10 protein-coding genes and 1 pseudogene are annotated in these 13,598 nt (G+C 52.2%); 8 read left to right on the forward strand and 3 right to left on the reverse strand.

What is annotated here, in order from left to right; genetic code table 11:
• Window positions 1-5 precede the first annotated feature (5 nt).
• Window positions 6-1,139, reverse strand: coding sequence for an alpha/beta fold hydrolase (locus tag JQ848_RS12900; protein WP_161719411.1), 1,134 nt, complete (start codon window positions 1,137-1,139; stop codon window positions 6-8).
• A gap of 163 nt (window positions 1,140-1,302) precedes the next feature.
• Window positions 1,303-2,415 (reverse strand): right-handed parallel beta-helix repeat-containing protein, encoded by a 1,113-nt coding sequence (locus JQ848_RS12905; protein ID WP_161719413.1) that lies wholly within the window; start codon window positions 2,413-2,415, stop codon window positions 1,303-1,305.
• A 613-nt stretch (window positions 2,416-3,028) separates the two neighbouring features.
• On the opposite strand from JQ848_RS12905, the gene JQ848_RS12910 reads away from it, so the two are divergent.
• Window positions 3,029-3,961, forward strand: coding sequence for a CatB-related O-acetyltransferase (locus JQ848_RS12910; protein WP_202210805.1), 933 nt, complete (start codon window positions 3,029-3,031; stop codon window positions 3,959-3,961).
• A 245-nt stretch (window positions 3,962-4,206) separates the two neighbouring features.
• Here JQ848_RS12910 and JQ848_RS12915 read toward each other — a convergent pair whose 3' ends face one another.
• On the reverse strand, window positions 4,207-5,823 hold the full coding sequence (locus JQ848_RS12915) for a glycosyltransferase (protein WP_202210806.1): 1,617 nt from the start codon (window positions 5,821-5,823) through the stop codon (window positions 4,207-4,209).
• Window positions 5,824-6,320: 497 nt separating this feature from the next.
• On the opposite strand from JQ848_RS12915, the gene JQ848_RS22895 reads away from it, so the two are divergent.
• The 7 genes and pseudogenes from JQ848_RS22895 (at window position 6,321) to JQ848_RS23085 (ending at window position 13,573) form a co-directional block, all read left to right on the forward strand.
• Window positions 6,321-7,277, forward strand: coding sequence for a CatB-related O-acetyltransferase (locus JQ848_RS22895; protein ID WP_100917169.1), 957 nt, complete (start codon window positions 6,321-6,323; stop codon window positions 7,275-7,277).
• Between the two features lie 240 nt (window positions 7,278-7,517).
• A complete protein-coding gene (locus tag JQ848_RS12925) occupies window positions 7,518-7,913 on the forward strand; it encodes an FAD synthase family protein (protein ID WP_003446016.1) in 396 nt (131 codons plus the stop codon).
• A complete protein-coding gene (locus JQ848_RS12930) occupies window positions 7,906-9,039 on the forward strand; it encodes a CDP-glycerol glycerophosphotransferase family protein (RefSeq protein ID WP_003446017.1) in 1,134 nt (377 codons plus the stop codon). The genes JQ848_RS12925 and JQ848_RS12930 overlap by 8 nt, the downstream gene beginning before the upstream one ends.
• The gene (locus tag JQ848_RS12935) at window positions 9,039-11,288 is read left to right on the forward strand and encodes a capsular polysaccharide export protein, LipB/KpsS family (RefSeq protein WP_003446018.1); all 2,250 of its coding nucleotides are present in this window, start codon (window positions 9,039-9,041) and stop codon (window positions 11,286-11,288) included. Before JQ848_RS12930 ends, JQ848_RS12935 begins: the two co-directional genes overlap by 1 nt.
• A 126-nt stretch (window positions 11,289-11,414) precedes the next feature.
• Window positions 11,415-12,257, forward strand: coding sequence for a 3-deoxy-8-phosphooctulonate synthase (gene kdsA, locus JQ848_RS12940; protein ID WP_003446021.1), 843 nt, complete (start codon window positions 11,415-11,417; stop codon window positions 12,255-12,257).
• Between the two features lie 29 nt (window positions 12,258-12,286).
• Window positions 12,287-13,012, forward strand: a pseudogene (kdsB, locus tag JQ848_RS23080) (3-deoxy-manno-octulosonate cytidylyltransferase); the annotation flags it as partial.
• On the forward strand, window positions 13,010-13,573 hold the full coding sequence (locus JQ848_RS23085; RefSeq protein ID WP_306768564.1) for a KdsC family phosphatase: 564 nt from the start codon (window positions 13,010-13,012) through the stop codon (window positions 13,571-13,573). The pseudogene kdsB and the gene JQ848_RS23085, both read left to right, overlap by 3 nt.
• Window positions 13,574-13,598 lie beyond the last annotated feature (25 nt).

The raw sequence follows: 13,598 nt of genomic DNA on the forward strand, positions 1-13,598 counted from the left end.
AACAATCAGGCCGCCAGCCTGGCCAGACGAGGTTCTATTTTCTCTGCATCCCCACCATGCTCAAGAGCTCCGAGCAAGTACTGCCTTGCCATCTGAAGATTCCCCTCTCTCGCATATATATCCGACAGCATCATCAACACAGTGTGAGCCGCTGGATTGCGTTTCAGATAGGCCATAAAGTGCACTTTCGCATACCCATGGCGCTTATTAAGCATCAATGCCCGGCCGAGACGATAACGCGCCCCCATGTAATGCGGTGCCGAGCCGACAGACATAAGCAATGGCGCCAGAGCCTCTTCTATCCGCTTGACCTCCAACAAACTTGTGCCCAGCAGATAGTTTGAGTATTCATGCCTTGGATCAAGCTTGAGCGCAACGGCTGCTTCGAGCTCAACTTTTGGCCAGTCCTTTTCCTGGAAGGCCAGAAACGTTTTATAGAGCGCCCTGACCAGAGGCCCGTTACTCACCGAGGCACCGGCCTCGATAATTTCCGGCAGCGGCTGATCGTCGGCCCACAGGGCAATAAACTCAGACAAACCATAATGTTCTTTAATAAAAGGCGCACCACCATGACCAACACCCGTCAAGGTAATGGTCTTAACTTGCTTCATGTCCTGAATATGCGCAGCTGAAAGCAAATCAAGAGAGTCACACTCGCCTGCAATTTGCAAAATTTCAACTTTCGAGGCCTCAATCAGCGGACGCAGATCGGGAAATGCAAGGGGAACATTTTTAGGCATTCGCTTCAGACTGCGACTGCCCTTAATCTTCAGCTTGGTATCGTAACCAAAGGCCAGCACTTTTGCATCCAGGGCAGCGCCATATAAAACCGCACCATAACCACCCATGCTGACGCCCACAAAAAACACCTCGTCAACTTGTAAGTATTGAACAAGGGACTTTAGCTTTTCTACGGTGCCTTCATGGCTGTCACCAAAACCGGGGATCCCTTGTTGGTACCATTCGTTTCGACCGTTATTAAAGAACAACAAGTGAGACGACTGGGCATTCGCAACGTGCCAAAAATCAAATTTCCCGTCGGTTTTATCTGTACCCGCCAAAAAAACCATGAGACGCCTGGAGCCTGCACGCTCAACGATCTTGAAATGCTTACCTTCCATCTCCGAAAACGTGTCCATACCAACAAACCTATTATTTAATAAAAGTCGAGACCTGGAATGCATCTCACATACGCACAAGCAGTTCACAGGCGTGTGAGCACCTGCCCTCACTCAACAAAGGAGACCTCCCCCCGAGAAGGTCTACCTTTTTACATCAAAACGGCAGGTTTCTCTACCGTCGTCACTTACCTTCAGGGGAACACTCAACCGTGTCATTACCTTCGACTGTGTTGCCTTGCGTGTTCTGGCCATCCGGTTTTTTTGTATATTTATAAGGTTCGAGCACAGGCTCTCGACTGGCGCCGCCAATACGATTCCTCAAGATTTTATTGTTGTCACCCTCAACGCGAACAGCCGTCTTGGTATGACAAAACACATTATCCTCAACAACATTATTATTGGCGTAATCCTTGTAGTATTTTCCACTCGGATCCACAGCTGGATCACCGCATCCCCACTTGCTCAAGTCCTTACCTTGACGCGAGGCAATCCAGACACCGACACGTTCATTGGTAAAGGTATTATTCCGGACGGTATTAAAATCACTTGACTGCCAACGAAGTGCAGACTTTCCGGACAGAAAGTTTTCCCCGCAGTTTTTGTACATAAGTACCCCGCCGCGCGTATTCCCTATGAACCGGTTCCCCTCAATCGTATTATGCGCCGAGGAGTCAACGGACAAGCCTTCACGCTTCCCCGCCTTACCATTGCCCTGAATGGTGTTGTTGACAATATTCAGGCGCTGCGTCCCCTGCTCCAGATAGACACCGACGTTACCTGAGTCTTGAATAGTGGAATTTTTTAGCGTGGAGTCCGTCGTATAGCTGTCAAAATACACACCACCACGACCGCTGTTTAACACAGTGACATTGTCGATCACAATATGACTGGGCGCCATGTCATAGTTCGCATTCCGGTCGGCAGAAAGGTCTTTGATACGAAAGCCGGAAGTAATACTGATGCCACGATTTTTGAAATTCTGAATACGGCAGTTTTCAACCGTTACATTCTCGATCTTCTTTTTACCCCCACCAATAACAATACCAATAGGGATATTATTCCCACCGTCCAGCGTGGCGCCCTTGCAGTTCAGATGCGTATTACTCGCAGGTAGACGCAGAGACTGGGTATAGGTACAAGAACCGTCCAGCTCGACCTGACCGCTCAACGCATTCTGCGCCGGCAGCCGGCAGGCCCCGCCTTCCCCGGCAAAGACTACAACCGGGCAAGTGACCAATAACGAAAAAAAACAGTTCAGACTTCGTTTCAATCCAGAACTTTTTTTCATTTTCATTGTCTCCGCTCAATGCCGCATAAGGAATTATTAGAATACACTCTGAAAAGCAGAGGCGTACCCCTTAAACATGGAAATTTGACTGCAACCCCTCCATTTTGCAATGAAGTCTCTGGTGACGACCACGAATCAAATAACACCGACCCTCTACGCGACCGATGCAAATCGAACGTATCCGGGACGTCGCGGAGATTGCAGTCAATTAGAATATTTGCATGAGAACCGATGAAGATTCCGGGAACTTTTCAGTTCGACACATGTCTCTCGAAGTAATACCGCGACATGCTTTAATAGAACCGAAATCGCCCCGCAATCAGCACCCTTATTGCCCAGAATGCTTTTGCCGACCAAGAAGCAACCCGCCAGACCTGATCAGAACGAACAAGCCCCCCCGCGCGCCCTCCAACCCGCCACCCGACGAGGCAACAGTACTGCCGCCCAGTCACAGAACAGGCAACAGGCAACGCACCTCCTGCGCTTTCTCCGCCTTAACTCTGGAATTTTTTCCGAAAATAAAATAACATCCACCGCTTTTGAATGCATTGAACAACAGTCATACAAGACTTAGTTGAAAACCAAAGCATCTCCAACCATAAGTCATCCGGAGTCAGACTTGAACAGTTCCAGATATAAAAGCAAAAACATAATTGGCCCCGGCTGCAGGATATCGGAAGAAGCTACCCTCGTTGCCCCCGTACGGCTATACGGCGTAGTTGTGGTAGACAAGACTTCGACAATTGGCAAGTACACCTACATCGGAACAGGCTCATACGTACAACACACCCATATCGGCAACTATTGCTCGATAGCTCGAGACATTGAGATTGGTGCTAAAGCCCACCCACTGACCATGTTGTCATCGCACTCATTCCAGTACAACAACAACCATTTCGCCAATCAACCCGAATATCAAATAACCAAAGTAAAACAACCTCGCAAGAGGGACCATGTGACAGAAATCGGTAGTGATGTCTGGATCGGAACAAAATCCGTAATACGCGGAGGCGTCAAGATCGGTCATGGCGCAGTGATTGGCTCAAGCTCCGTCGTTACAAAAGACGTTCGACCTTACGCCATTGTCGCTGGAGCCCCCGCAAAAGAAATACGAATGCGCTTTGATGAGGACACGGTTTCGCGCCTGCTGGAGTCGCGCTGGTGGGAACTTGACCCTACCGACATGAACGGAGTCGACTTTAATGACATTGATGCCGCGCTCAACGAGATAGAGTCCCGCCGAGCCTTTTACAAGAAATTAATAAGCCAGTCACTGCTCACCACCCTCAAAAATTCGTCCACCAGCAAAAATGGCGTCATTTGGTTTGATATCGAAAAGTCATATGCAGAGCCAGAAATCCTGCGGGACTTTGACAGCGTGAACATCATCGAGTCAGGCTTCGGATCAGGAAATTTCAAGATTGAAAAGGCCTGGCATAACCCGGAAAAAAATCATTTCGCACTGAAAATCAATGGAGTCCCAAAAACCATTCCAGCAGGGACCGTGACCTTCACCTTCAAAAAAACCCCCGATCCCCAAGCTAAAAACTAACCCCAACACCCACGAAATGCAGTCACGCTACGGACTGCAATGACAAGCACCTGCCAAGCGCCATAAGCCAGCCCCTTAAATCACCAACCATGTACCACACAACCAAAGGGGCGAGGCATCTACTGCAACAGGGTCATCACCTCATCGAGAGCGAGTTACCAGAGTCAGAGGCAAGCATGGAATCAAACTCGCTCAACACCTGAAGCAAAAAAAGATCCCCATCAACCAAGAGAGAGATCCCGCGCTCAAGAAAAGATGAATTTTATCGCGCGACTTGCAATCACACCCCGAAAAGAAACACCGTCCTTCATCAAGCGAAAGCGGTACCGCCCTTTAACCTCATCGAGAGCCATTTCGTCGATTTCGTACACCCCCGGAAGCACTTTGGCCACTCCCCCCATAAACTCACGCTCAGCAGAAACCTCCAGCACCCAGGCCTTCCTGGCCAATCGATAGGATTCGGCACACTCATCACTGACCCCTTCTGGCAGATAAATCCAGCCGACCTTACTTGACACCCTGTTCAGGAGAATTTCTCCTTCGGGTCCGGCATAACCTTGACGCCCGGTTTGCCCGCCCGCCAAGCCATCAAACAAATCAAGCCAAAGCTTAACGATCGCTTGAGACGCGAACCTTTGCGCACTGAGCTTGCCTTTACTACCCATGGACGAAACCAGAGCACTATTGCTGAGCAACAGATTGATTTTTTCAACAAACTCATCTTCGGTATCTACGATAAACCCGTCCTCTCCATCAGCCACAATCTCCTGTGGCCCATAGTTGGTTCGCGTAGAGACCAGCGGAGTGCCATACCCCAATGACTCAGCAAAGCTGATACCAAAGCCTTCAGTAACCGACATGCCCAAACTGACACTGGCTCGCCTGAAGATGCGGGATACACTGGTTGCAAACCCCATCACCTGAATGGAGTCCTGCATACCGAGCTTGAGAATCAATGCCTTTATCTCTTCCTCCTGATCTCCCGACCCCCAGATCTCCAGGCGCGCATCAGGGTTTATCGCTACAACTTTGGCGAACGCGCTGACCATCGACTTGATACGCTTGACACCGTGAAGCCGCGACACGATGACAGCTAGATTAGCCTCACGCAGAACCGGCTCTTCCTGCGATTCAAGCGTGATCAGGTTGCCGATCACTGAATATCGCCCTGACGGAAACTGCTGCTGCATGTCGTGAAGCTGTCCCTGGGTCAAAAGAACGAGCCGGTCACAGTTAGGAATCCCCCTGATAACACCGTGGTATTTCGGTGCAATAGCACCACCGACGCGGTACGGCTTAAGCAAATGATTACTGTGCATCATCAGCACCCTGTAAATATCATCACCCTCTATGCTGCACACCGCATCCGCAGCACCAATTGAATCGGCAACGATAAAACTGGGCAAACACTCGACCGACAGGCACTTCAACCAGTATGCGTGGGCCGAGTCGAGCGAATTGAACTTGAGCGGCCTTTTACCGGGCATGGAAATCAAAACCATCACGCCACCCGTCAAATGATTCTGGAATTCCTCTAAATATACATAGCCCTTGACCGTCATATATCGAACAACACTGATATTCGCGCCATCAATATGATCAATGCGCCTGACAACCTTAACTTGCAGATGTTCAATATTCGAATCATTACGCGCTGCAGCGCCTGCACTTATAACTTCTAGAGCCTTGCAGGCAAACCACTTATAAAAATTAACAACTTTAAGTGTTTCAGGAATACGGCCCTGCTCAACAAGGTTGCCGATGGTTGCGTCCAGCCGCTCATCAAAGTCAAGTACGGCTATCCGCGCACTCACTCCCGCCTCTGCCAGCGCAGCGGTTCTGCCCAGCGAAACACGCGTCACCCCCCCTCCCTGCTCCGCCAACTCATACAAGACAGATATTACTTGCCGCACAGCAACCCCCTTTTAACCAAAACCACCCAGACCATCCATATCTCTCTATGGCTAGAACTTTTCGCACCAAAAACACCCAGCACTTTATCAGGACGCACCAGAGGCGACCACTCTATCCACTTGGCACGATAGTACTCAAATGAAGTTAATGGACTGCCCCGCTCAACCCTATGTCGGGATGGAACAACTCTGATTAACACCTTCATATAACGCTACCTTGTATGCACCAACACAGCGCTCAACGACTGCAATTACAGTTGCACCAGGCACCACCCCATCTACCTCATACATATCTTGACACACGCAGGACACACCGATAAAATCCGCGGTTTGCCAACCCCACACCAAAACATCTTAGAAGCACCCAATGAATATCCCTGGATAATCATGTAGCGGCACTTAAACATCTAAATGATGGCATTGCAATATTACGGAGCGCGTGGATTTTGGAAAACACTTTGATATCGAAACTTGCCAATATTTCTCCGGAAGCCATTTTAATGGAGCCAGTGAAACTTTATGGCGCTGTCACTGTCAACGCGAAAGCTCTGATAGGCAAGTACACCTACATTGGCAACGGCGGCTATGTTGGCCGGGGCGTAACTATTGGTAATTTCTGCTCCATCGCACGCAATGCCGAAATCAGCCCCATCAACCACCCAACCGATTACCTGAGCTGCCACCCCTTCCAATACAACACCAATCACTTCACCGACTTTAAAGACTACTCGACTCATCAGCGAGTAAAGGGCCCCACTGCCAACCCGGCAGTGATTGGCCACGATGTCTGGATTGGTGCCGGAGTGATGATCTGCCAGGGCGTAACTGTCGGTACTGGCGCCGTCATTGCCGGCGGCGCAGTGGTCACAAAAGACGTACCACCTTATGCCATCGTGGGTGGCATTCCCGCTCAAGTCATCCGCTATCGCTTCGACGAAGCAACCATTGAACGGCTTCTGGCCAGCCAGTGGTGGGATCTTGAACCTAAAGACATGATTGACGTCGATTTCACTAACGTGTCAGAAGCACTCGACAAGATCAGCGCAATCAAGCTGCATATGGGTCTGAAAAACCGCAGCGTCCTCGCTGGCACAGTCTCCAACTCTGCAAGCGGTACAAGCTCTGGCATTGTCTGGCTCACCACGCCTACCGCCTATGCAGACATGAATGCCCTGGACCGCTTTACCTCGATTGAGGTGGTTTCGCACGAAGCCGGATCAGGCAGCGCCTCACCATTGGTTGCGCCAGGCGTTTATCAGATCCAGAACACATCATTCGATGCAAAGCGTGGCTGGTATCGTCTGACTTTCCTCGTGGATGGCAAGCCTTTCAAAGGAAAGCTGGCCCGCAAAAAATTCAGCTTTAAACTCGGCACGACTTATGCTCGTGGCAGCGCAGAATAAAACCCATATCCGAACCACAAGAGCCCCCGGTAGAATGGCGGGCTTTTGTAGATGCTGCATGCCGGACCTTTTAAAAAGTGAGTCGAGCGCAGGCGCCACAGAATCAACACCCGACACTGAAGATGCCTGCATCCTCGCTGAGAAACGACGATTCCAAAAAGCTGAGCTTTCAAGACCAAGGCCTACCCCCCCTTTCTACCCGCCCCATGCGACGCAACCGCTTACGCGATAAGGATATATATGAGAACTATCATCACCTTCGGTACCTTCGACGTGCTGCACATCGGTCACGTAAAAATCCTGCAGCGCGCTCGCGCCCAAGGTGACCGGCTTGTTGTGGGTATCTCTTCGGATGCGTTGAACTTCTCGAAAAAACAACGCAACCCGGTTTACCCTGAAGGCGAACGTCGCGACATCATCGCCTCGCTCGGATGTGTGGACGAGGTTTTCATTGAGGAGTCTCTTGAGCTCAAAGGCGAGTACATCAAAGAGTTTGGCGCTCACGCTCTGGTCATGGGCAATGACTGGGAAGGACGCTTCGATGAATTCAAATCCCTGTGCGAAGTTATCTACCTGCCGCGCACAGAAGGTATCTCCACTACCCAACTGATCGCAGAGATCAAAAAGTATGGGTAAGTCACCCAGAATTGGTTTCGTTGGGTGGAACCCGTTTCAATTTCTTCACATTCAGAAGCTGGCCAGCACCTTCCCTGGCGCATGCTTTGTGATTGAAAAGCGAATGGATTTCATCGCTGAATTCAGTGATGACATCCTGAAAAACCCCCACACCCCGATAATGGTGTGGGATCGCGCGCAAATGGCCACACTCGATGGAGTCTTCGACATCATCGTTTGCCAGACGCCTTTTTCACGCATCGAAGTGTTTGAAAAATCAAAAATAGCCATGATCCAGTATGGCTATGCCAAAGAGCCGCATAACTACGGCCCATGGCGTGCGTTCGCAGATCTGTGCCTGACTTACGGCCCTTATGCTTCAGAGCGTATCGATTATTTCAGCCCGACGGCTTCCGTTGGCAATCCTCGTTACGATGACTGGCATCTGGAGAGTTTTCATCAGGCCGCCAAATCAAAACACGCGGCGAAACTGAATCCGAACAAAAAAACAGTGCTGTATCTGCCAACCTGGGGCGATCTGTCCAGCGTTGACCAGTTCGTGACCTCTATTTACGACCTGGCGGATAACTACAATGTTTTGATGAAGATGCACCACAACACCGAACTGCTCGAAAGCGCGCGCAAAGACAAGATGGACATGGGTGCCATTTGCCATTTCGGGGCCAATGACGACCTGCTGGAGCTGCTTTCCATCTGCGATGTCGTCATATCCGATTACAGCGGCGCAATCTTTGACGCGATGTATTGCAAGAAACCCATCGCACTGCTGGATACCGACCTGTCCGACCAGATGGGCGGTAAAAAAATAGACGGCTACAGCCTGGAGTATTCGCGCCGGAGCGAGCTGGGCCTGACGATCAAAACACCCGAGGCGCTGGCAGCCGGCATCACAGAGCTGGCCGAAAACAGCGAACAATACGTCCAGCTGTATGAACCGCTGCGTAGCTCTCTCTTTACCGACACCAAGGACTCATTGAGCCTGGCCCGGGATGCGCTGATAAAACTGTGGAACGGCGAGTTCACACCTACTCAACCTCAATCCTACGTGCGCAAGGAATTGAAAGAGTTCTACAAAACCAAGCGAGAGCTGGCGATCGCCAAGAAAAAGAAGAGCGTGAAAAAATAATGATATCCATCCAGCGACACATCATTGTTAAGGCAATCTTCCTGCTTTCAAAAATGGGGGCTCATCGTGCCAGCCTGGCTTGCACAGACAGATTGCTCCGGCTGAATGTTTCCTTGAGTCAATTGCGCCAGGCGGTAGTCACGGCCAATCTGCATAACAACCAGGCATCGGCACTGCGCTACGCGAACAGCGCGATTGAAAAGTACCCGTCCAACTCGTTCGGCTACATTGAAAAAGCCAAGATTCTGGCCGGTCGCGGCGACGAAGAAGAAGCGGTCGAAACGCTGAAGCTAGCCCCCTCGTGCAGCCAGGTTTCCGAAATACTCGCGCTTTATCGCTCGCCCCTGTTTGCACAACAACCTAAAGAAACCTTTTCCAAACCCAAGCCACTGGTTTCCACCAGCGACCTGGAAAAGTCATTTCTGCTGGCCGGTAACGACGAATCGTGGCTCAACATCATTGCTACCCAGGCTCATCAGGCTATCAAGTCCGACCCACTGAACCTGACCAACTTCAGCATCCTGACGCGCGTATACAGCCAGCTGAATCAGCATGAAGCACTGATTGAAACGATCAACTCGTTTCCCGAACACGTGTCATCAACACTTAACTACCGCCTGATGCTTTCCAAAGCCTATCAAATGGCGCGCAATCAAGAAGCGGCGCTTGATGTGCTGCTGGCGGCGCAAGTCAATTACCCCTCCGAACGCAAACTGCTGATGCGGATCAGCGACATGTTGCGTGACGATGCTCAGGTCGCCCGCGCCTATTCCTATCTTTGTGCGGCCCAAGCCTGTTATCCGGCCTATGGATCAGTCAAGCGCCTGTCCTTCGAGATTGATCACGCGCTGTACGATGATGCGCGCAACACATTACTGGGCATTCTGAGCTTTCCTCGCGAAACGCTGATGAAGTTCATGCCCATGATTAACCGCGCGACACCTTTCTTTCCTGATTTGTACGAAAGAACCCAGGCTGCGCGAAATCTGGCCCAGTCACTGCTCTCAGCGGAAAAAGGCAAGAAAGGCATCAACCCGAATGAGCAGGTCAAGGTTGCAGTGAAGTGTCGCTGGCTCCACGAAGCACAGCAGATCATTGACCGGAACAAGAACGGCACCCAACCCGTTTCCGAGGAAAATCAGGCCTGGCTGGATGCCGTGATCCGGAATCTGGGTAAATCCCGAGTGCTTGCTGACATCGCCAATACCAACGAGGTGTCTCAGCATTTGTACGGTTGGAGCAATGGTTCGATCGTCGACATCGAACCCGACACCATGGATCTTTCGAAAGTCGTCGAAGTCTTTATTCCAACGGTCTTTTTCGCTGCCCCAAACGAAGAAAAACCAAGCTACGCGACTGTTCGCGAGTTCCTGTCAAACGTGTACGGATACCTTCTGGCTCGTAAAGACCTGATTCTGGTACCACGCCACCAATGGAACTGGAGGAACTGTGATCCTCGGATTCCAGGCGCACGTATTGTCAGCTACCACACCAATGCCCCGCTGAACGCCGATCACCTGCACATCCAGGAAGTTCCGCTGGCAGGTCGATGCAGCATGGACCACCAGGGATTTGCGGGCTACTCCTCACTCGCCACGATCCATGCTCCGATTGAGCAATCGACTGCCGGTGTCGCAACAGAGGTGCTGGCGGCGAATGAAGAAGGGTTACGCGAAGCTTATATCCATCACAACGTCTCCAAATATGCGCAGAGCGCGGAGCGCATCACGTACACAGATGATTATGTTTTCGTAGCCCTGCAGATACCCACCGATACCGTTGCCGCCCTTGCCGCAATCACAGGCGCAGAATTGGTGCGTACTGTCGCCGAGTACTATGCCGGCACGACAACAAAAGTGCGGGTCAAGCGCCACCCGTATTGCAACAGCATGACGGTTCAAAAAACACTCGAAGCCCTTTCAAGCAGTGGAGCCATCGAGATGTCAAACGCCTCGGTCCATGACCTCATATCGGGCGCGAAAGCCGTATTTACCGTCAACTCCGGCGTTGGTCTGGAAGCGCTGCTGCATCGTCGGCCCGTTGTTGTCACAGGCGAATGTGATTACTCCTACGCCGTTGCTGCATACCCGCGCAGCATTGACGAATTGAAGACTCGCCTCAACAGCGAGCTCGTTTATGACGCGCAGCGTACCCAAAATCTTCTTCATCACTACGTTAATGCGTATTCGATGGCAGCCAATGACGAAGCCGGCATTCACAACAATCTCGCCCGCTGGTTAAACGGCTAAGCGCGATTTATGCCAGACCCGGTAGAGTTTTTTCATACCCGCGACGGGTGTCAGACACACGTGTTGTGATCTGACATCCGTACATTGCTTGACCTTTTTCATAATTTTCAAAATGGACTTGTAACCATGATCAAAATCACCCCTGCAATCGAATGCTCCAACAATGCCCCTTTCGTACTGTTTGGCGGCATCAACGTTCTGGAATCCCGCGACCTGGCCATGCGCGCCTGTGAAGAATACGTGCGCGTGACCGACAAGCTGGGTATCCCGTATGTATTCAAGGCCAGCTTCGACAAGGCTAATCGCTCGTCCATTCACTCGTACCGTGGCCCGGGCATGGAAGAAGGCCTGCGTATTTTCCAGGACGTCAAAGCGGCATTCGGCGTACCGGTCATTACCGACGTCCACGAAATTTATCAGTGTGCACCTGTCGCCGAAGTGGCAGATGTACTGCAATTGCCTGCGTTTTTGGCCCGCCAGACCGATCTGGTTGTCGCGCTGGCCAAGACTGGCAAGCCGGTCAACATCAAAAAGCCTCAGTTCCTGAGCCCGTCGCAGATGCAGAACATCGTGCACAAGTTCAAGGAAGCCGGGAACGACCAACTGATCCTGTGCGACCGTGGCACCTGCCTGGGTTACGACAACCTGGTCGTCGACATGCTCGGTTTTGGCGTGATGAAGCGCACATGCGACAACCTGCCGATCATTTTCGACGTGACCCACGCCCTGCAACAGCGCGATCCATCGGGTGCAGCGTCCGGCGGTCGTCGTGAGCAAGTGGTTGAACTGGCACGTGCAGGCATGGGCGTCGGCCTGGCCGGCCTGTTCCTGGAAGCTCACCCGAACCCGGATCAAGCCAAGTGCGATGGCCCAAGCGCCCTGCCGCTGGACCAACTGGAGCCGTTCCTGGCTCAGATCAAAGCACTGGATGATCTGGTCAAGTCGTTCCCAGCACTGAACATTGGTTAAACCGGCTTTCTGAAGCAAGGATTCTGAGCATGGCACGTACAGAACAACGGGTCGCGATTGTTATTCCGGCCCGCTACGGCTCGACTCGTTTGCCGGGTAAACCGCTCGCGGATATCTGCGGTAAACCAATGGTGCAGCATGTGTACGAACGCGCGCTGCAAGTGGCACACGCTGACGTAGTTGTCGTGGCAACCGACGACGAGCGTGTGGCCCAAGCCGTAGAAGCGTTTGGCGGTCAATACATCATGACCTCTGCGGATCACCCGTCAGGCACCGACCGTCTGGCAGAAGTCATGGCGAAAGTTGACGCAGATATTTACATCAACCTGCAAGGCGACGAGCCGCTGGTTCGCCCGGCGGATATCGACGCCCTCGCTACAGGCATGCTGGCCGATGCACAGGTCAAGGTCGGTACGCTGTGCCATGTGATCGATGCTCACGAAGCCGCCAACCCCAACACCGTGAAAGTGGTGTTGGCCCACAACGGCAATGCACTCTACTTCAGCCGCTCGCCCATCCCGTACCCACGGGATGGCGAGGAAGCCAGTTACCTCAAGCATGTCGGCGTTTACGGTTATCGTCGCGACGTGTTGGCGGACTACACCGGCCTGCCGCAAGCGATGCTGGAAAACGCCGAAAAACTTGAGCAACTGCGGCTTTTGGCTGCCGGCGTGTGCATTCGGGCATATGTTGTCGAGCCAACCGGGCCGGGTGTTGATACGCCCGAGTGCCTGGAGCAGGTACGCGCACTGATGAGCGGAAAAACACCGGCACCTCGCACTACGCTGAACGACATTCGCCTGGTGATTACCGACGTGGACGGCGTGCTGACCGATGGCGGCATTTACTACGACGCCACTGGCGAATGCCTGAAGCGTTTCCATGTGCGGGATGGCATGGGCATGCGTCTGCTGGAAGAGAATGGCGTGCGCGTAGCGGTGTTGTCCGGCCGTGACTCGCCCACGCTGCGCAAGCGCGTTGCGGATCTGGGCATTACCCTGTGTCAGTTCGGGGTGAAGGATAAACTGACTGCATGCAATCAGTTGATGGCCGAAGCCGGTGTCAGCGCTGCGAACACAGCGTGCATTGGTGACGACTGCATCGACCTGCCGGCTTTCGCAGCGTGCGCGCTGTCGTTTGCGGTCGCCGATGCTCCGGTGTACGTAAAGGCAGCTGCTACTCACGTACTCACGGCAGCTGGTGGCACGGGCGCTTTCCGCGAAGTGGCAGACAGTATTTTGTTTGCCCAGGGCAAGGACGCGGTATTGGGTACTGCGGCAGGTTATGCGCAGGTCATGGCCAAGATGGCGCAATAAGCTACAGCTAGTGTCTGAACAAAAA

This window comes from Pseudomonas paraversuta (genome assembly GCF_904067025.1).
GTDB classification, from domain to species: Bacteria; Pseudomonadota; Gammaproteobacteria; order Pseudomonadales; family Pseudomonadaceae; genus Aquipseudomonas; species Aquipseudomonas paraversuta.